Here is a 17,209-nt window from a genome sequence, read left to right on the forward strand (position 1 = left end):
ACCCCAGCCCGACGCACGCTTCACGAACCCTCGTCTCGCGTGCTCTTGCGACCTATGCTGTGGGCATGGGGCACATTCCAGTAGCTGTACCGAGATTTTGGTGGCGCGCGGATGCGGCTACTGTGCAGTTTTGGGCGAGCTCGAACCCGGATATCGACGACAACAAGATTCGTCACGCTGATGCCGACGAGCACAACTGGCAGGCCATTGCTGACGCTGTCGTTGCAGTCGGCAACGCTCTCGCTTCTCGCTCGTGGACTTTCGATGCGGATAGCCCTCTATACGCGGATCTTGATTTACCGGACTATCCGGGCGAACTGAGCCAGATCGAACAAGACATTGTTAGATCATGGTTCAACTACTGGGAGGCCGTCCGCTTCGACCCTTGGGATCTGCAGCCCGAGAATGGTCGCCACCGCCTATGGCGGACCCTACCCCACTTCGGCACGGCTCTTATACCCATATGCGGTAGCGCTCTCGGCTATGCCACCCCGGAGAACGTAGCTGCATTAGGGCCATCATGGCCTCAGGACTTTGCGCGTCAGCTTTACTTACTTCGCACCTCTTCCGCATTTGACGGCACTGACGCGGTAAATGTGCAGTTCGAAGCTTCCATGGTAGATGCGTCACAGGGTCGCCTACCGCCGCTGATGTAGCCCGCGCACTTACAACGCACTCACTCCTCCAGCAATACTCGTAACGCTAGCGAAGCAGGGTTGGTATCCAGATGCCGCCCCACGGGAGATTACTATGCGCAGCACAGATGCCCGCAGAATGATTGCTGCGGCTCAGCAGGTAGCAAAGGAAATAGAGGACTCACCTATAAGCCCCGAGGCCTGGCTGGAGGCCCGCTGGGCAGAGCTGAACGCGGAATACCCTCTGCGTCCGCTTCCCTGGCGTTGGGTCTCACGTCCTGGCATAGCTGCACCGTCCGCCCAGATAGGGATGATCGACCCCTCCAACGTCGTGTGTGTGGATCGCTCATCAGAATGGGGGTGGCTTAACAATCGCCCCGAGTCGTTCACACTAATTCTCGACCGGCTTCTTATTGCGGCACGGTCAGGTGACTGGGCGCGCTGGGTCATTGAGTGGGAACCTCCTGCCGATCGCGTATCTATGGAAGAGACCACGGCGCTTGGGCGAGTGATTTACAACGTCGGGCACGGCGGCCGGCATCGGACAATGATGGCGCGAGCTTTTCGCCTACCCGTTATGCCTTGCACTGTCCGCCGGCTCGAGACACCTCGCTCCGGCGACATCGTCAAAATACCTACTGGTGAGGATTTTGAGCGCTCTCATGCCTCCGCCCTGGTCTCACACGGCTTCGTCACCAATCAGACTTACCGAGGCGGCATGTGGGAAGCACGCGTCCTAGTAAGTTTGGACGTGCCCTGGTTATACGACCCGCCTGCGCGTGTGGAGACGTCTGCTCAGCTTTTCGAGTCTGTGCATCCCGGCATCCTCGAGGAGAACCAGTTGTCCCGGATGCTGGACTATCGGCAGTGGGAGAACCGATTCGATCCTTCGCGCCCCCCTGCCCCAGGCTTGCGCGACAAGTGGTACCGACTGAAGCGGCTATACCGCCCTCTGTAACGGCGCCCACAGCACCCCTCGATTACCTCAGCCCCAACCGCTTGCCTCGAACGCGGCACCAGCGCCGGCGGGCACGCTCGTCGCTGTCCGCCGGAGAGGCACACTTAAGGGGGTTGACACCTTTACCGTACATGCGTAGGTTCGTAGATGTCAGATCTACCGAGCCTCCGGAGGCCACCATGCCATCGCTGTCCGCCCACACCGCCCTCTGGGGCATCTCACCCGACCACTACTCACCCCTGATCGAGCAGGTCACGCCGACCACGCCCATGTCGGCGCCGCTCGACGACGTCGTTGAACGTTTCGCCCGTGTCGTCTGGACGCACATCGGGGCTCCTGGTGACACCGTCGCGGGAAGCCTCGTCCAGCACCTCGGTGCAACCACCGCGCTCACTGCCGTCGTCGAGCAGTGGCCCCTACGGCTCATGCGTTCCGCGTTGGAGGACGGCGAGGAACCCGGTCCCGTCCTGGATCTTCACGCACTGGCAGCCCAGCTGCGTGCCTGGCGGGAGCGATTTATCGTGGACGACGTCTTTCGCTCCCTCCGCACAGCCGCAGAGTGCGGTGCAACCGTGCTGATCCCCTCGGACCCACAGTGGCCCCGCGGTCTCGCCGACCTTGGCCCTGAGATGCCCTATGCGCTGTGGGTGCGTGGGCACACGGACCGGATGATCCGCCTCGAGAGATCTCTCGCCGTGATCGGCGCCCGAGCCGCCACGGTGTACGGGTCGGCTGTGACGTCCGAGTCCGTATCGGAACTCGTGCGCGAAGGTATCGCCATCGTGAACAGCGGCAGCTTCGGAATTGACGGTGCTGCCCTACGGGCTGCCGTCGGCAGCACGGGCAGCGCGTTTGCGGTCATCTCCAGCGGCGTGGACGTCACCTACCCGCATGCGCACGCGGAGCTCTTCGAGGACGTAATCGAGACCGGTGCAGTCGTCACGGAACGCCCGCCCCACACGGCGCCGTCGCGGTGGTCCTTCCTGTCGCGCAATCGGATCTTGGCTGCCCTGTCCAGCGGGACGGTGCTGATGGAAGGCTCGCACCGATCCGGCGCACTCTTGACCGCTCAGCGGGCACTTCAGCTCGGACGCCCCGTCGGAGCCGTCCCCGGGCAGGTCGACTCCCCCTCCGCGGGAGGCTGCCTGACAATGATCCGCGACCATGGCGCCACCCTGGTCACAGGGCACGAGGACATGTCACGGCTGCTGCCGCCCTTCTAAGCAGGCAGGATCGGCGGCTCGGCGCGGACTCACCCGCCGTTATCCCTCCCCGCTGCGGCGGCAGCGACGTCCTCAACCGTCGAGCTCAACCGAATGACCGGCCACTTGGTTGCTGCACTCTCGCAGTAGCTCGCGGAGAGCGCCCTTCTCCACCGTCCACCGTCGGCCGTCGCGCACACCCGGCATCAGGTCGGCTCGGATCCAACCGGTGATCGCCTGTCGGCTCATCCTCAGCAGCTGCGCCACCTCGTCGACCGAGAGGATGTCGCCGTATGCATCAAGTGGATCCGGGTCGCGCGGACGCGGCGCGACGGGGCCGTTGGCCGTCGATTCCATCCACACGCGGACCTCTGCCCGGAACGCAAACCACGAGTGCCCGACCAGGTAGCCAGGTATCACCCCGTGCCGAAACCAGAGGCTCAACGTGGTCTGACGAATACGCAGCAACGTCTGAAGGTCACCCGATCGCAGGGTGACGGGCATGGCATCCCACACAGCCGGATCGGTCACGAACGCATGATATCGCCGATATGCGTGTGGAAATCTGGCGGTTCGCACCCCGTACGGTTATGGTAGGAGAACTGGCGTCCTAGCACGCGAAATCCGTATGGAAAGGCAAGTAGATGGCCCGCAAAGTAGTCACCACTCTCGTTGACGACATCGACGGCACGGAGATCGTGGACGGCACGGGCGAGACCGTCCCGTTCGCGCTCGATGGCGTGAACTACGAGATCGACCTCAGCGACGACAACGCGGACACGCTGCGGACAGTGCTTAAGGACTACATCGACAAGGGTCGCCGCGTCGGCCGCGCGACGACCGGGAAGCCCGGCACGCGCCGCTCGTCGAGCTCAGGCCCGAAGGGGGACCTCAGCGCCGCGCGGGAGTGGCTCCGTGAGCACGGCCACAAGGTCTCCGAGCGCGGACGGATCTCCGCGGATCTGCTCGAGGAGTACCGCGCGAACAACTAGCGCGAGCCGCACGCACGAGAGGGCCGACCCGCCATGGGTCGGCCCTCTCGTCGCCGCTGGCTCAGTCGGCGGCAGACGCCGCCGTGAGCCGGCAGATGGTCCGTGGGAGCAGGAGCCCGCCGGCGAGGATTACGGCCGCAAACGTCACACACGCGGCCGGCCACGGGACGGCGTCGTAGAGGATCCCCGCGGCGAGGCTGCCGAGGGCGGCCGCGAGGAGCGTGGTGGCCTCGTAGAGGCCCAGAGCGCGCCCGATGCGGGCAGTGCCGGCGGCCTCGGTGAGGGCGGCCTGCTCGATCGGCAGGATCGCGGCCAGCGCCAGCGCCGAGAGCACCCAGAGGACGGCGATTGTCACGGGATCCCGGGCGAGCGCCAGCCCACCCGCGAACGCGGCGCCGGCGATGGCCGCGGCAACGAGAACGGGCGTGCGTCCGAACCGGACCGTGAGCCGATGCATGTGTGGCGGGGCGACCGCGAGAGCGATCCCGCCCGGGAGCGACACCCACGCGATCGCGAGCGGCCCGAGCCCGAGCTCGCGCTGCAGGTGCAGCACCAGGAGCAGCCCGACAGCGCCCTCCGCGGTCCCGATGACCATCACCACGATCAGGAGCGGGCGCAGCCGGGTCGCGAGCTCGCGCACGACCACACGGCCGTCGCCGGCCGCCGGCACCGCTCGAGGGGCGTCGACGTCGCCACTCCCCCGCGCCGACGCCCGGCCACGGCTCGAGGCGAGGAGCCCGCCGGCGAGGAGCGCGCACCCCGCGGCCGCGGCGAAGGTGAGCGGGTAGCCGGCGACAGCAAGGAGCGCGATCGCCGGCGCGAGGACGACCCACGACCCGAGCTCCTCGGCCGACATGAGCCGGGCGAAGGCACCCGGATCCACCTGGTGCCGTGCGCCGGCGGTCGCGCGCAGCGCGACCCACAGGAACGCACCGCCGGCCCGAGAGACGAGCACGCCTGCGAGGACGACGTGGAAGGTGCCGGCGCTGGCGACGAGCGCGTAGCCAGCGCCGAGCACGAGGGCGGAGGCCGCTGCGATCGTGGTCCGGTCGTACCGGTCCGCGGCCACGCCGCCGAGCGGGCGGAGCAGGAACGACGTCGCGAGCCCCGCTGCGAGGAGGGCGCCGGTCTGCGCGGCCGTGAGGCCGAGGACGGCGCCGGCGAACAGGGGCAGGGCGAAGTCCACAACCTGCCCGGCGCCGCTGGCGAGCGTCACGCTCGACAGCAACTGCCGGGGGAAGCTCGCCTCGGCGGGCTGAGAGGCGGTCGGGTTGGTCGTCATGTTCTGGGCACTGTACCGCCGCGACGCAGCGGTGGCGTCTGTTCACGAATCGCTTGCCCGTCGGCGTCGTGAGTGTCAGCGACCGACGACGGGCCCCCAGCGGTACCCGCCATCGTGACGTTGGTGTCAGCGGGCGGTGCCGCTCGACTGACGGCTGCACGCCTCATGGCTTCCGAAGGCGATTAAGAAGTGCAGCGCGCCGAGGCCGATGGTGATTCCGGAGGAGCTGATGCAGCCTGTGGCGATGACGGCCACCAGGGCGATGGACAACCACGGAAGGGCACACGCGAGGTGGCGCCTTCGCACGACGCGACTGCCGATCACTCACTCGACGAGCCAGTCACTCACCGCGCGCGTTCATGACAAGCCGTTCGAAGAACTCGGCGTAGTGGGCGTCGTCGAGCAGCTCAGCATGCGGGCCGAGATGGATCTCCTGCCCGGCTCCCCCGACGAACAGCACGATGTCGGACGCCAGGATGGCGGACAAGCTGTGCGCGACGATGATGGTCGTGCGCCTCCCCGAACCGTTGCCCAAGGCATGGAGGAGAGCATGCTCGCTCTCGGCGTCCATCGACGCGGTCGGCTCGTCGAGCACGACGATACCCGGCTCGGAGACCAGGGCGCGCGCCGCCGCCACGCGCTGCCATTCCCCGATGGACAGCTGTTCGGCTCCCTCGAAGCGTCTGCCGAGCGGCGTGTGCAGGCCGTTCTTCAACCGGTTGAGACGATCCGACATCCGGACCTTCTCGGCGCTCCGGGACACGGCACCCTCATCGCCGATGTCCTCGATGTTGCCGAATGCGATGTTGTCGTAGGCGCTCAGCTCGAAGCGGACGTAGTCCTGGAACAGCACGCCGATCCCGTTGCGCAAAGAATCGCGATCGTACGCGGACGAGGGCAGCCCGTCGAATTCGATTTGACCGCGGTCCACCGCGTAGATGCCGAGCAGGAGCTTGACCAGGGTGGTCTTCCCGCCTCCGTTCGGGCCGACTATGGCGATCGTCTTGTTGGCGGGGAGCGTTAGATCGAGGGACGTGAAGATGGGAGTCTCGGTGGCGGGATAGGAGAAGTGGACATCACGGAACGTGATGCCCTCGGCCAAGACCTCTGGGAAGGGTTCGCCGCCATCCAAGGGTTTCTCGATCGGCGTGTCCACGAAGTCGAAGAGGTTCCGCGCGTACAGCGATGCCTGATATATGCCGGCAATTCCTCCCAGGGCTCCGATCGTGACCCCGTACAACGAGTTCATGCCCTGGATGAAGCCCGCCAGGTTGCCGACGGTCACGCTCCCGGCACCGCCGATGACGCTGTTGACGACCAACACAAGGGCGAGGATGGTGAAGCCCATGCCGAAGAGATCCGCGCCGGTGACTCCCGTCTGGCTCTGACGGAGCTGTCGGACGTCTTGCCGGAGCAGAGTCTGGAGCATGTTCGAAAAGCGGGCTCGTATGTGCCCACCTAGTCGGTAATGGGCGAGCTCCTTGTGCGACTGGTCGCTCATCGACAACGCCTGGAGGTAGTTGATCATGCGTCGTGATTCCGTCTGGTTGACGTCCAAAGACCAGCGGTGGCGCCCGAAGAGGGCGGCAACCCCCACGCCGGGGAGCGGGGACAGGAGCACGAGGATCGAGGCGAGTGGGTGCCACGAGAACAAGGACACCGAGATCGACACGATCGAAACGAACGCAGCGAGCGTGTCGATGGTCGTTTCCGGCAGGGAGGAGACGCGGTTACCCTGAATTTCGGAGAGCGCGCGTCGGATGCGGTTGTACTCGGCCGGGTCCTCGTAGTGCGATTGCGAGAGCCCGAGCCCTGTCGCGAGTGATTGCTTCGAGAAGGCCTGATCCGCCAGCAGTCCCGCGTGCGACATCAGGTACTGCGCGGCCGATGAGAGCAGGCGTTGCGCCACCTGGGCCGCGAACAGCCCGAAGAGGGGCAGGGCGACGGTGACGTACTCGATGCCCGCACCCGCCGCGGCGCCGTCCGCGACCGCATCCACGACCTCTGCCGTGAGGGCGATTTGCAGGCCCGGCACTACGGCGGCGATCCACGTCATGAGCGCCGCCAGGGCATAACGCCGGGGAGAGGTGCGCCATACCCTCCAGATGGCGCTAAGCATGGGAGCTCGCTTCCGCCAAGTGAGTCAAGCGGCCGCGCTGGCTCTGCAGGGCTCCTCGCCACACATCGAAGACCTCCCCGTCCGTCATCGAGCTGTGGTCGAGGACGCGATTGCAGGTCATGTGCCAGACGCTGCGGAGGATGCCTTCGCGATGCGCGTCGGCCAGGTCGTCCCAGCCCAGATCCCGGACGGAGCGCAGCAACGCACCGAACGCCCGCTCGCCCGACGCGGCCAGGTCACGGAGTCCCTCACCGATGGCGGGCGGATCGTGATCGGCTCCCGACGAGCTGGAGACGAGCGCGTGCAGCACGGCCCGGTTCTCGCGTAGGTATCTGGTGGACTTGGGATTCCTTTCCGCGCCGACGTCGCCGTTCCTGACGAACGCGAGCCGCTCCTCCAGGGTGTCGAACACCGTGCGTGCGTAGGCATCGAGCATTGCGACCGCGACCGCCATATCGTCGAGCTCCGTGATCGTCCGGAGCGCTGCCAGGTACGCCGAGGCTTCCTTCGCGAAGAACGTCTCGAAGCACGTGAACATCGCCGCACCGCCGTACCGACCCCTCTCCGGGCGGTATGGCACCTCGAGCACGTCTCGGAAGAGCCCCTCGGTCGCCGGGGTTCCCACCAGGCCCGGAGAGCCTGCGTGAGCGCGGCCCGGTCTTCGCCGACATGCACCCGGATCCGGAGGTGGGGCCGCGGATCCTGGTACTGCACGAAGTACCACCGCGATTGCGGGGACCCGCGAAGCAGTTGGCCGAGCACCTCGTCGAGCTCGAGCAGCGTCCGCCTGTGCTGCGCGGCCGGCTCGTACACCTGCAGCGAGAGCCACTCGTCGTCGACCTGCAGGGGATCGTCGATGAAGTGCGGCTCATGCACGGCCGACCAGGATGGCGACGCGTGGTGATCCAAGCTCGCGTGGGCTCCGCGATCGCCGCCGCCCGGGACCTCGGCGAGCGCGATGGGCACCACGACCTCGGTGACCAGGCCCTCCCCGACTGTGTTGGCGCTCCGCAACTGGTCCGGACTCGGCAGGACCTCCTGGAACCGCAGGTGCTTGCGGGTCCTCAGCTCGCCCAGGATGTGGATCACGGCGAAGTCGTTGTCCAGGTTGAGCAGGAGGCGGTTGTCCTCTTCAACTTCGTAGACGAGGTCCGGCACCTGCCAGGTCTGACGCCAGGCATCGACGAGCTCCCGAGCGACCTTCGCGTCGGTGGTGTCGATGTCGGCCTTGGGTAGCGTCCACTCGCCTGCCCGCAGCACCACGCCCCGCCGGACGACGCGGGGGAGCCGCAGGCTCCCCTCGAACGTTCCCCAGGAGAATCCGCCGAGGGGGCGTCGGGAGTGGTCGGAGAGCACGGTGAGCAGCCGCGCGACGGGGTTCGACAGCTCCGGGTTGAGGACATGCGATCGCCGGATGGTGATCTCCCTTCCGAGCGTCCGCGACCAGAGGAGGAGCCTGTCGTAGTCGGAGGTCACGTGCACGTCGCTGATGTCGAGGGAGAGGCCCTCAGCGTCCGTCTGTCCGCCGTTGACGACGATCCTCGTGTCGGTGAGGCTGGGCGTCACGGACACGTTCGCGCCGCGCGCCGCCTGGGGAAAGTCGACCATTTGCGTCGGGACGGCCGCCTCGGGAGAGGGCGTCATCGCGAGGGCGCGGAGGGAGTCTCTGACCTCGTGCGTGAGGACATGCGCGAATCTGCCGAAAGTGCTCCCTCCTTCGGCGACCGATGCGCTGTTCAGGACGATCAGGTCCTCCCCGTCGCCCTCGTGGTGTCGGCCCACCTGCGCGAAGACGTCGATCGCATGCACCGGAGTCCGTGCGGCTCCCTGCGAGCCGACGGCGACGCGCATGCGCTCCTCGAGTGCCTCGGTGATCTCGACGATCAGGGCGCCCTCCTGCAGCCCGCGCATCAGGACATCCGACAAGACGGATTCGTATGCCGTCAGTCGCCCCGGCTGGGAGGGGACCTCGAGGGGCGAGGCGATGTACTCGTCCACCGAGCCCAAGCCCACGTGCCCGTCGACCAGGTCAGCGATGCGAACCGCGCCGCCGAACCCGTAGCGATCGAGGAACTGCGCGTGATACGCCCGCAGGGGGTACTCGTTCGCGATGTCGCCTTCGCCAGATGCCGGGGCGACGGCTTGCATGAACGTGGCCGCATCGGCAATGCGGTCGGCCGTGCCCCGGGACAGTGGCAGGTGGTGCGTCGGCGTGGTCAGGTGCAGGTCGATGGGCGCTCGGTTCGACTCGGAGGGGAATAGGAGCGTCGCTCGTTCCAGGTGCTGGCCGATCTCGTCCACCGACTCGGCGCGGGCTGTCCAGACGAGCTGCCGCAGCATGTCGGAGGTGCGATCCGGGAGGCCTCGGAGGAAGCGATCCGGCCGGTACCCGGCGTACACGAGGCTCGGCGTGTCGTTTGGGATCATGAAGCCGAGCTTCACGAGGTTGGTCAGCAGGGCGTCGAGGACGGCGGTCGACGCGCGTCCTTCGTAGTGATCACGCAGTTCGGTGCGCAAGCCGTCCAGGGTGATGCCGTCTGCCGCTCGCTCGAGCGCGAGGAGCGCCGCGGGGGCGGCTTTGATCGATAGGTCGACGCCTGCATCGGTCGCTCCCATCGCGAAGGGGGCGGGCAGCGTCACGCGCCCGTGGGCCACTCGTCGGAGCGCATTGCTCCTCACCAGCGCATCCGGTGGAAGGGCCAGGACCTCCTTCCTGTGGAGGCTGTCGATGAGGGCCATGTCCGGTCGAGAGTGCACGATGACCGCGGCGGGGTCGACGGTGTCGGAATCGACGGCGTGTTCGGGGTCGGCGAGGGGGCCGGCGGAGGTCGCGGCGAATAGGCCGAACGGGGTGGGCCTCGAGCGCGATCGGATGATGTAGCGCAACAGGCTGCGTGCCTTGCCGGATTCGGCGATGTCCAGTTGCTTTGGGCTCGCGCTCCTGTACCACGACGACAGCCCAGGCGAGGCGTAGTCGATGGCCACCTCGAGGTGAGGATCGATGAGGGATCGCAGCGCCTCTGCGTCGATGACGGATGCGTAGGCGTCGATGAGGGGCTTGAGGGGGCTCAGGGTCGTGCGCGTCATGGAGAAGCCGGCGGGCTCGTACCGGTAGCGCGTAGTGGGCTCATTCATTGGGTGCTCCGGTGAAGTAGCGGTGCCAGATCGGGTGGGCGTCGCGGGTTCGTCCTGCGATCGTGGCCAGGGTGCCGGCAGCGCCCATCAGGAAGGTGGGGTCGTGAAGGGGCCGTCCGTCGAGGCCCGCGCTCACGATGCCGAAGGGCGCATCGGCATCGATGCTCTGCAGGATCCGACTCACGAGCAGCGCGTCGTTGGCGGCCCAGCGTGTCGACGGCACCGTCGTGCCGCCGGACGTCAAGGAATGCAGGACCAACATGCCGGCTGCGCCGTGACACAGGGATGAGTCGGTCGTCGGCGTGCTGATGAACGCCTCGACGTTCGACTCGATGGAGGCTTGCATGGCGGACGCCGAGCTCTCGTCGTCGAGGAGCTCGGCGATGCGGAGGAGGGCGACGGCTGGTCCGCTGCTCCCGAAGCACCAAGCGCACACCGACCCCGTCGAGGGCATCGTCACGGAGCCGTGCACCTCCAGTCCACGTGGCCACTGCAGGCATCCGCTCGGGTCGGGGACGGCCGTGTCGAGCAACCAGTCCCTCATCCGGCGGAGCTGATCGATGACGACTGGCTGTGCCCCGAAGCGCTTCGCGGCCGACGCCAGGGCCAGTGCGATGCCCGCTACGCCGTGTGCGGTGCCGAGATCGACGAAGTCGCCGGTCGAGAGCGCTTCGTACGTGCTCCCCGGCATGAAGTAGCGCCTGTCGACCGTGAAGGCCTCTGTCACCGAAGTGCCCGCCTGCAGCAGGTCGGCGAGGACGTCCATGAGCCCGGACGCGACAGCCCTGTCGTCGGGACCGCACACGGCTCGGGGGATGGCGGAGAGGTAGAGGAGCTGTCCGGCTGTCCCGGAGATGACGTCGTGCGGGCTCCCGTCGGCGAAGCCACTTCCAGGAGGAGGCGTGCCGGCTCCCAGCTGCGTGACGACGACCTGATGGAATCGTCTGGCGGAGGGAAGGAGCCGTTCGTCGACGATGGAGCGTTCCGCCATGGCAGCCGCCAGGCCGGCAGCTCCGTCGAAGAGCCCCAGGGAGGTGAAGGGGGCGGTGTTGCTCAGCTGCACCGCCGAGCGGAGATGCGCCATGGCCTCACGATCGAAGTCGATGCCGGTCGACAGGGTGGCCTCGAACAGTGCCATGGACACGCCGGCATGGCCGTCGCCGAGGTTGCGTCCGTCCCATGACATGCCTGCGTCGAGAGCGTCCGCGTCCGAGACGGCTGCGCGGATCACTGCATCGTCCGCGAGGCGTGTCGCGAGGATCTGCATCGCGTGCGTCGTGTCCGTGTTCATGGGTTTCGAAGCGGAGAGGGGTGTTCCGGTCATGTGCGCCGGAACACCCCACGGGCTTCGTGTCAGCAGCGACCCGACGTCTGCGTGGAGCCGCAGGCGGTGGTGGTGATGATCGTCCTGCACACCTTGACGGTCAGCTTGAATGTGAGCCCGAAGACGGGCGTCGTCTGCGGGGATGCATTCCCGCTGGACGCGCCGACCTTGGGGTCGAGATCGAATTCGGATGAGATGTCAGACATACTCTTGCCTCTCGTTAGTTCCATCGGAGCGAGCCCGTTGCGAATGTTAATTCTGGACTCAGTCTCGACTGTTGCAGGGAATCGTGCCGAGGGGCAATGCCGCAATGATGATTGCCCCCTATTTTGGGGCGGGATTATGAATCTCAGGGGCGGGGTCGCGAAAGCTCGCCGAAGCTGCTGGCGAGAGAAACGAGCGGATTCTTAGCGCGTTGGTAGCTGTACGAGCGCGCGTGCATCTCGAGTCTTCCAGCGGTCCGAGCGGGAAGGTCGCCACCGCGGCCATTCACCGGTGCGGAGGCCCTGCCGGACTACCGGTACGCGCGCATCCCCACCGTGTCGATGAACGCCGATCCGCTCCCAGCCTGAGTCGCCATGCGGACGAGAACGGACGAGGCGATCGCCGTCGCGGCGACTGCGGTCAGAACGGCGGCCGCAACGCCCATCGGGGAATGCGCAAGGACGACCCCCGCGCCGAATGCCGCCAGTTCGAGCGCGTAAAGCAGGTAGATCCACTGCCGTCCCGGCATCGCGTCCTGACTGGTCGCACGCACGAGGGTCCTCTTCACGCCCACACGCAGGGCAATTCGCGCAAGGGACGACAGCGCGAGGATTCCGAGCCCGAGGAGCGCGGTGGCGGGGGTTCCGATATCCGTCACGATCAATGCGAAGAGGACGACGCCCCCCGTCGCGATGCCATCCGCCAGTGCTTGACCTGCTATCAGGCCAAGACCGCGGCGTTCCCCTGTGATCGATGGACTAGCTCTTCCTTGAATTTCCCCCATTGGGGAATGGTATCAGGTGAGCGCGCGACCGAAGGAATGTCGCGGAACGCTGGCGGTGGAGCTGACGAGATGATAGGGGCGGCATGCGGGAGGTGGCGCGTCACGCCCGGCATCGCGCGGGCCTCCGAAACCACACGCTCGTCATCGGTCGGCGTGCGCAGCACGAAGGCGGTCTCGGCAAGGGCTGCCCACCTATCGATGGTCGTCGCGGGGTCCGGGCCTCGACAGGCCGGCTTGCCAGCATGGTCCGTGCCCGTCGACGAGTCCCGCCGCATTGGCCCCTAGACAAAGCGCTAGAACTCGGGAGCGTGCTCGCTTGTCGTTGGTGGCCCATACGCTCTCCGACGAGTGTGGCCGGATGCTCCTACATCGACTCGATCGACGAAGGAGGCCACCCGGTGAACAAGGTGAAGGGCGACGTCACGCGCCTGGTGCGCGACGTCGAGACTCACCCATGGGCGCACCCGGAGGCTGGCTACTGGCGCGTCCAGGTCGAGGGGCACCCCGTGCTCGGCTACGTCATGCGGATGCGTATGGAGCTCGGTGACCCCTTCACGTACGAGATCTACGGCGATGCCCGCAACGATCGGGGACAGCGGATCTGGATCCATCGCGAAGCGTCCCTAAACGCGGCCGTGGCATGGATGATGCAGCGCTCCGACCGACTGGTCGCGTTCGCGGCGCGCTACGCGACGACCGAGGTCCACGGCGGGCCAGTAGCTGGCGCTTAGGCGAGGGGTCGGACGTAGAGGACGACGTGCCCGTCCGGGATGCGCTGCTGCAGCTGCTCGACGGCCACCCACGGGGACAGAGCTTCGGGCGTGACGACCGTGGCGCTGCTCTCCGTACGGAGACGATCCGCGAGCTCGTAGCTCGTGTACCCAGTATCCGCCGGCCCAAACCTCACCCCGTGCAGAGCGGCCCGCGAAGGGGGCGAGGACGCCCGAAGAAGAAGAGCGGAAGGCTCGGACATGATCGAGGTCATAATCCTCGGTTCGCTGTACACCTCAGGTTGACAGCGACGAGGGCCTGTCATAGCTTTGACGCATTGCTCCCCACCGTCCTCCGGGCCTGGTGGGGCTTTTTCGTATCCGGGGGACCCATGGCAACGGCGCATCTGTTCATCGACTACCAGAACCTGCACTTCTCCGCGTGGGAGACCTTCACCAGCTACGGCTCGGCGGTCTACGACTCGCTCATCCACCCGGGCAAGTTCGGCGACCAGGTCCTCGCCGCGCGCGCCGCTCGGAACTTCCCCGAGCTGGAGCTCACGAAGATCCACGTCTACCGCGGACTGCCCTCCCGCAAGCGCGAGCCGGGCCAGCACGCTCGAGTGCAGCGTCAGGCATCGAACTGGACCCGAGACCCCCGGGTTGTGATGAGCCTGCGGGCGCTCAAGTACCCCCGTGACTGGCCCGACGAGCCGTCGCAGGAGAAGGGCATCGACGTGCTTCTGGCGATCCAGGTCGTGCAGGCGTCGATCGAGTCGGCCGCGGACACCCTGATCGTCTCGACGCGCGACACCGACATCCTCCCTGCGCTCGAGCTCGTCCAGAGCACGGGCAACACGGCGCTCGAGCTGGCGACGTGGAAGGGCCAGTCGGAGCTGAAGATGTCCCCGCAGCCGAAGAGCGTGTCGCTGGACAAACCGTTCTACATGCGGAGCCGCGACACCGCGAACTACTCCTGACTCCTCACCGCCGGACGCCGCGAACGCCAGTCAGTCCGCGTCGCCGAACCCGACGTCGCCGGGCGCCCGGTGGATCGGGAAGCGGCGCTTGAGGGGCGGCACGCGCCGGGACTGTCGAGCAGCCGCTTCGACCTCGGGGGCGAGCCGGCTCGGCCTCGTCCGCAGCTGGTCGACCACAACGTCGGGGACGGGCACGCCTGCGGTCACGATCCGGCGGTTGCACGTCGTCAGCTCATCGACGCTCTGAGCGGCGGTGAGGCTTCGGCGGTTGGACTTCGCGCCCTTCCAGGCAGCCGATTGCTCGATACCAGGGAAGGCCAGGGGATCGATGCACGCCGCCAGGTCGTCCACTCCAGCCGCGATCATCTGTGCGCGAACGTGCGCCATCCAGGAGCGCTCGCTCACCAGCAGCAGCATCTCATTGAGGATGAAGATCCCGCCGGCCTCGGCGGCGCTCTGGCGTGCGGCCTCGCAGAAGCGGCGCCACTCCTCTTCGGTGAACAGGCCTGGCCGGTTCGCAGTCATGGGGTCTACCTCTCGGGTCGTGCGGCGGGGGTCCCGTCGCGGTCGTTGGCTTCCCGCAGCTGCGCGGCGCGAATGGCACGGCGGCCACCCCAGGCGACCGCAACGACGGCGGCTCCCCCGAACACGGCGTTGATGGCGAGGCCCACCCAACCGTCGCTGTTGATGACGCGGGCCGTGAGGTTGAACCCGAGGCCGAGCAGCACCACGCCGAGCATCCTGATGATGCGCTTGATCTCGGCGGTACTGCGAGCGCGGGCAAGGTCGGTGCGCATGAGTAGCACGACGCTCACCAGGAAGAGGACGGAGCCGGCGATGACGAGAACGCTGGCGATGGGATTGGCGTAGGGCATGGGGATCCTCGTGGTCAGTGGCAGGTGTCGAGGGTGTGGTCGATCGCGGTGCGGTCGGCGTCGTCGATCATGAGCGCGTAGGTGTGGAGCACGTAGGCGAAGCGGGTGACGTAGAGGCAGTCGTAGCCGGCGGCCGGTGGGAGCCAGGTTGCGGGGCCCTGGTCGGACTTGGAGCCGTTGGTGGGGCCGTCGACAGCCTGGAGGTTGTTGAGGTCGGTGGCGAGCTGTTCCCGGTGGTCTTGGGTCCAGGCGGCGGCGCCGTGCTGCCAGGCCCAGCCGAGGGGCACGAGGTGGTCGATCTGCACGGCGGCGCTCGTGCGCGGCCCGCGGACGAAGTCGATGCTGCGGCCGGTGTAGGCGTCATCGAGGTGGCCGGTGGCGATGGCGCAGCCGGGGTTGTCCGCGGTGTAGGTGGTCGCGGTCAAGTCGCGGGCGAGGACGTCGTTGCGCTGGTCGCAGCCGTTGTGGTCGGTGTCGGCCCAGGAGGGGCCGTACGCGGCCCTGTCGTAGGGCGCTGTGGCTGCGTGCGTGTCTGCGGGGATCCCGTCGACGAGGGCTCGCGCCGCGGCCGGGTCGACGGCGCCGTCGTGCAGGAGCCCGGCCGCCGTGAGGGCGTCGGCCACGGGCCCACTCGAGGCGGTCGCCTGCGTCCGGGAGGTGGCTGACGCCGGGGCGTCGGCTGGTGCGTGCGGGAACGTCTTGTGGACGCCGTACCAGCCCCCCGCGAGGCCAGCGAGGCCGAGCAGCGCCGCGGTGACCAAGTAGGCACGTCGGGTTCGGTTTCTCATCGCTTCTCCTCGATTCGGTGGGGGCGATCAAGGTCGGCCCGGTCGGGCTCGGCAGACCGCGGGACGATCGGGACGCGCACGAAGTAGACACGGTCGAAGATCGTGCTGATCCCGAGCTCGGCGTAGTGCCGGTCACCGGAGACGTCCGTGACGCACTGGCGCCCGTTCTCGAACGACCGGTAGCGACCGGTGCTGTAGACCCCCCCCCGGCGGCGCCACTGGCGGACAGCGACTTCGGGAGACGTCCAGCCATGCCGGTCGATGACGGACTGGTCGTCCACCGTCTCGACGCCATCGATGACGAAGCCAGCGACCTGGATCATGAGCAGTTGAGTGTCCACGTGTCTCCTCGGGGTGAGTAGATCTGACATATACGAACCTACCCGGCGACCGTGGCAAGTGTCAACCCCCTAAAGTCCTCGGCAGATCGCTCAGCTCCGGGCGTCGGGGTTCGGGTCGCTGCCGCGGGCGGCGGCGAGCCCGTCCTGGTATCCGCGCTGCTCGGCGTCGCGGACGGCGAGTTCGAGGTTCGACTGGAGACCGTTGATGAGGCGCAGGTACTCGCGGTGCTTGGCGACCCTGGTGAACTTGCGGGCGATGGCGAGCAGGGCGCCGAGAGCCAGGCCAGGCACGACCGACCACCACATGGCCGCCTGAACCGCCTCGGAGGTGATGCCGGCCGGGGAGATGAGGACCAGGTAGGCGAGCGCGATCGGCATGATGAAGAAGGCCAGGACCATGCCCATGCCGACGGCACGGAAGACGACACCCTCGAAGCTCATGGGCTCCGGTGGCTTCGGCACGCCCAGGTAGGAGTTCGCCCTCTCGTACTCGCGGCGCTCGCGCACCTGCACCGCCTTCCACACGAGGAACGCGATCAGCCAGGCGGGGACGATGACGGCGAGGGCAGGCTCCCCGGCCTGGGGAACCAGCAGGCCCAGCGTGCATGCCTCGAGAACCCCGGCGAGGCCGAGCAGGTTGATGAGGTACTCGGCACGCTGCAGGCGATTGGGTCCCACGCGGCGCGCGTTCCACACGGCGCCTGCGACCGCCAAGGCGGCCACGATGACGGCGAACGCCACCATGCCCCAGGTCGCATCGCCTAGCTGTAGTTCCTCGGGAGGTTGTGAACGCGTGAGCGGATAGCGAAGACCTCCGGGACGATGTGAGTTACCAAGCACACGTCATCACCGGAGGTCTTCGTGACTCACGCTAACGCCC

The 17,209-nt window shown here is 67.2% G+C and carries 19 protein-coding genes and 1 pseudogene; 5 read left to right on the plus strand and 15 right to left on the minus strand.

Going from position 1 to position 17,209, the window contains the following annotated elements:
* Both HDR73_RS12090 and HDR73_RS12095 read left to right on the plus strand, forming a co-directional pair.
* Window positions 1–656 (plus strand): hypothetical protein (locus tag HDR73_RS12090; protein WP_287136452.1); only part of this gene is annotated, 656 nt, incomplete at its 5' end.
* A gap of 1,116 nt (window positions 657–1,772) precedes the next feature.
* On the plus strand, window positions 1,773–2,816 hold the full coding sequence (locus HDR73_RS12095; RefSeq protein WP_049792022.1) for a DNA-processing protein DprA: 1,044 nt from the start codon (window positions 1,773–1,775) through the stop codon (window positions 2,814–2,816).
* A 72-nt stretch (window positions 2,817–2,888) separates the two neighbouring features.
* On the opposite strand, the gene HDR73_RS12100 is transcribed toward HDR73_RS12095, so the two are convergent.
* Window positions 2,889–3,326 carry a helix-turn-helix domain-containing protein gene (locus tag HDR73_RS12100; RefSeq protein ID WP_223842813.1) on the minus strand — a complete coding sequence of 146 codons (438 nt, stop codon included), beginning with the start codon at window positions 3,324–3,326 and terminating at the stop codon, window positions 2,889–2,891.
* Window positions 3,327–3,439: 113 nt separating this feature from the next.
* On the opposite strand from HDR73_RS12100, the gene HDR73_RS12105 reads away from it, so the two are divergent.
* A complete protein-coding gene (locus HDR73_RS12105; RefSeq protein ID WP_012300326.1) occupies window positions 3,440–3,787 on the plus strand; it encodes a histone-like nucleoid-structuring protein Lsr2 in 348 nt (115 codons plus the stop codon).
* Between the two features lie 61 nt (window positions 3,788–3,848).
* Here the strand turns inward: HDR73_RS12105 and HDR73_RS12110 are convergent, their stop codons facing one another.
* The 8 genes and pseudogenes from HDR73_RS12110 to HDR73_RS12140 all read right to left on the minus strand — a co-directional run bounded on the left by HDR73_RS12110 (window position 3,849) and on the right by HDR73_RS12140 (window position 12,635).
* The gene (locus HDR73_RS12110; RefSeq protein WP_012300327.1) at window positions 3,849–5,069 is read right to left on the minus strand and encodes an MFS transporter; all 1,221 of its coding nucleotides are present in this window, start codon (window positions 5,067–5,069) and stop codon (window positions 3,849–3,851) included.
* A 126-nt stretch (window positions 5,070–5,195) separates the two neighbouring features.
* Complete coding sequence (locus HDR73_RS12115) at window positions 5,196–5,339, minus strand: hypothetical protein (protein WP_158309460.1); 144 nt, start codon at window positions 5,337–5,339, stop codon at window positions 5,196–5,198.
* Window positions 5,340–5,409: 70 nt separating this feature from the next.
* Entirely contained in the window at window positions 5,410–7,125 is a 1,716-nt protein-coding gene (locus HDR73_RS12120; RefSeq protein ID WP_012300329.1) for an ABC transporter ATP-binding protein, read from the minus strand.
* Between the two features lie 55 nt (window positions 7,126–7,180).
* Window positions 7,181–7,912, minus strand: a complete 732-nt coding sequence (locus HDR73_RS16575) for a thiopeptide-type bacteriocin biosynthesis protein (protein ID WP_353734315.1) — start codon at window positions 7,910–7,912, stop codon at window positions 7,181–7,183.
* Window positions 7,813–10,323: pseudogene (locus HDR73_RS12125) on the minus strand (lantibiotic dehydratase); the annotation flags it as partial. The pseudogene HDR73_RS12125 and the gene HDR73_RS16575, both read right to left, overlap by 100 nt.
* Window positions 10,316–11,614, minus strand: coding sequence for a lanthionine synthetase C family protein (locus HDR73_RS12130; RefSeq protein WP_012300330.1), 1,299 nt, complete (start codon window positions 11,612–11,614; stop codon window positions 10,316–10,318). The pseudogene HDR73_RS12125 and the gene HDR73_RS12130, both read right to left, overlap by 8 nt.
* A gap of 62 nt (window positions 11,615–11,676) precedes the next feature.
* A complete protein-coding gene (locus HDR73_RS12135) occupies window positions 11,677–11,853 on the minus strand; it encodes an FDLD family class I lanthipeptide (RefSeq protein ID WP_012300331.1) in 177 nt (58 codons plus the stop codon).
* Between the two features lie 308 nt (window positions 11,854–12,161).
* Window positions 12,162–12,635 carry a hypothetical protein gene (locus tag HDR73_RS12140; protein ID WP_133064228.1) on the minus strand — a complete coding sequence of 158 codons (474 nt, stop codon included), beginning with the start codon at window positions 12,633–12,635 and terminating at the stop codon, window positions 12,162–12,164.
* 398 nt (window positions 12,636–13,033) lie between these two features.
* Between HDR73_RS12140 and HDR73_RS12145 the strand changes: the two genes are divergently transcribed.
* A complete protein-coding gene (locus HDR73_RS12145) occupies window positions 13,034–13,366 on the plus strand; it encodes a hypothetical protein (protein WP_041465142.1) in 333 nt (110 codons plus the stop codon).
* On the opposite strand, the gene HDR73_RS12150 is transcribed toward HDR73_RS12145, so the two are convergent.
* A complete protein-coding gene (locus tag HDR73_RS12150) occupies window positions 13,363–13,542 on the minus strand; it encodes a hypothetical protein (protein WP_012300335.1) in 180 nt (59 codons plus the stop codon). The two genes, HDR73_RS12145 and HDR73_RS12150, sit on opposite strands and share 4 nt — an antisense overlap.
* A gap of 195 nt (window positions 13,543–13,737) precedes the next feature.
* On the opposite strand from HDR73_RS12150, the gene HDR73_RS12155 reads away from it, so the two are divergent.
* Window positions 13,738–14,325 (plus strand): PIN domain-containing protein, encoded by a 588-nt coding sequence (locus HDR73_RS12155; protein WP_012300336.1) that lies wholly within the window; start codon window positions 13,738–13,740, stop codon window positions 14,323–14,325.
* A gap of 30 nt (window positions 14,326–14,355) precedes the next feature.
* Here HDR73_RS12155 and HDR73_RS12160 read toward each other — a convergent pair whose 3' ends face one another.
* Genes HDR73_RS12160 through HDR73_RS12180 form a run of 5 tightly spaced genes read right to left on the minus strand, consistent with a single transcriptional unit; the run spans window position 14,356 to window position 17,073 of the window.
* Window positions 14,356–14,850 (minus strand): hypothetical protein, encoded by a 495-nt coding sequence (locus HDR73_RS12160; protein WP_012300337.1) that lies wholly within the window; start codon window positions 14,848–14,850, stop codon window positions 14,356–14,358.
* A gap of 5 nt (window positions 14,851–14,855) precedes the next feature.
* Window positions 14,856–15,200, minus strand: a complete 345-nt coding sequence (locus HDR73_RS12165; protein ID WP_012300338.1) for a hypothetical protein — start codon at window positions 15,198–15,200, stop codon at window positions 14,856–14,858.
* 14 nt (window positions 15,201–15,214) lie between these two features.
* Window positions 15,215–15,988 (minus strand): HNH endonuclease family protein, encoded by a 774-nt coding sequence (locus tag HDR73_RS12170; protein WP_012300339.1) that lies wholly within the window; start codon window positions 15,986–15,988, stop codon window positions 15,215–15,217.
* On the minus strand, window positions 15,985–16,359 hold the full coding sequence (locus HDR73_RS12175; protein WP_148267582.1) for a hypothetical protein: 375 nt from the start codon (window positions 16,357–16,359) through the stop codon (window positions 15,985–15,987). Before HDR73_RS12175 ends, HDR73_RS12170 begins: the two co-directional genes overlap by 4 nt.
* A gap of 60 nt (window positions 16,360–16,419) precedes the next feature.
* The gene (locus HDR73_RS12180; protein WP_012300341.1) at window positions 16,420–17,073 is read right to left on the minus strand and encodes a hypothetical protein; all 654 of its coding nucleotides are present in this window, start codon (window positions 17,071–17,073) and stop codon (window positions 16,420–16,422) included.
* Window positions 17,074–17,209 lie beyond the last annotated feature (136 nt).

It is taken from the genome of Clavibacter sp., from assembly GCF_014802555.1.
GTDB classification, from domain to species: Bacteria; Actinomycetota; Actinomycetes; order Actinomycetales; family Microbacteriaceae; genus Clavibacter; species Clavibacter sepedonicus.

Bases quoted from the DNA above. Each gene is read 5' to 3' on its own strand.
- HDR73_RS12120 (WP_012300329.1), bottom strand. From the start codon at position 7,125: ATGACGTGGATCGCCGCCGTAGTGCCGGGCCTGCAAATCGCCCTCACG.
- HDR73_RS12170 (WP_012300339.1), bottom strand. From the start codon at position 15,988: ATGAGAAACCGAACCCGACGTGCCTACTTGGTCACCGCGGCGCTGCTC.
- HDR73_RS12165 (WP_012300338.1), bottom strand. From the start codon at position 15,200: ATGCCCTACGCCAATCCCATCGCCAGCGTTCTCGTCATCGCCGGCTCC.
- HDR73_RS12160 (WP_012300337.1), bottom strand. From the start codon at position 14,850: ATGACTGCGAACCGGCCAGGCCTGTTCACCGAAGAGGAGTGGCGCCGC.
- HDR73_RS12105 (WP_012300326.1), top strand. From the start codon at position 3,440: ATGGCCCGCAAAGTAGTCACCACTCTCGTTGACGACATCGACGGCACG.
- HDR73_RS12095 (WP_049792022.1), top strand. From the start codon at position 1,773: ATGCCATCGCTGTCCGCCCACACCGCCCTCTGGGGCATCTCACCCGAC.
- HDR73_RS12110 (WP_012300327.1), bottom strand. From the start codon at position 5,069: ATGACGACCAACCCGACCGCCTCTCAGCCCGCCGAGGCGAGCTTCCCC.
- HDR73_RS12130 (WP_012300330.1), bottom strand. From the start codon at position 11,614: ATGAACACGGACACGACGCACGCGATGCAGATCCTCGCGACACGCCTC.
- HDR73_RS12175 (WP_148267582.1), bottom strand. From the start codon at position 16,359: ATGTCAGATCTACTCACCCCGAGGAGACACGTGGACACTCAACTGCTC.
- HDR73_RS12180 (WP_012300341.1), bottom strand. From the start codon at position 17,073: ATGGTGGCGTTCGCCGTCATCGTGGCCGCCTTGGCGGTCGCAGGCGCC.
- HDR73_RS12155 (WP_012300336.1), top strand. From the start codon at position 13,738: ATGGCAACGGCGCATCTGTTCATCGACTACCAGAACCTGCACTTCTCC.
- HDR73_RS12135 (WP_012300331.1), bottom strand. From the start codon at position 11,853: ATGTCTGACATCTCATCCGAATTCGATCTCGACCCCAAGGTCGGCGCG.
- HDR73_RS12140 (WP_133064228.1), bottom strand. From the start codon at position 12,635: ATGGGGGAAATTCAAGGAAGAGCTAGTCCATCGATCACAGGGGAACGC.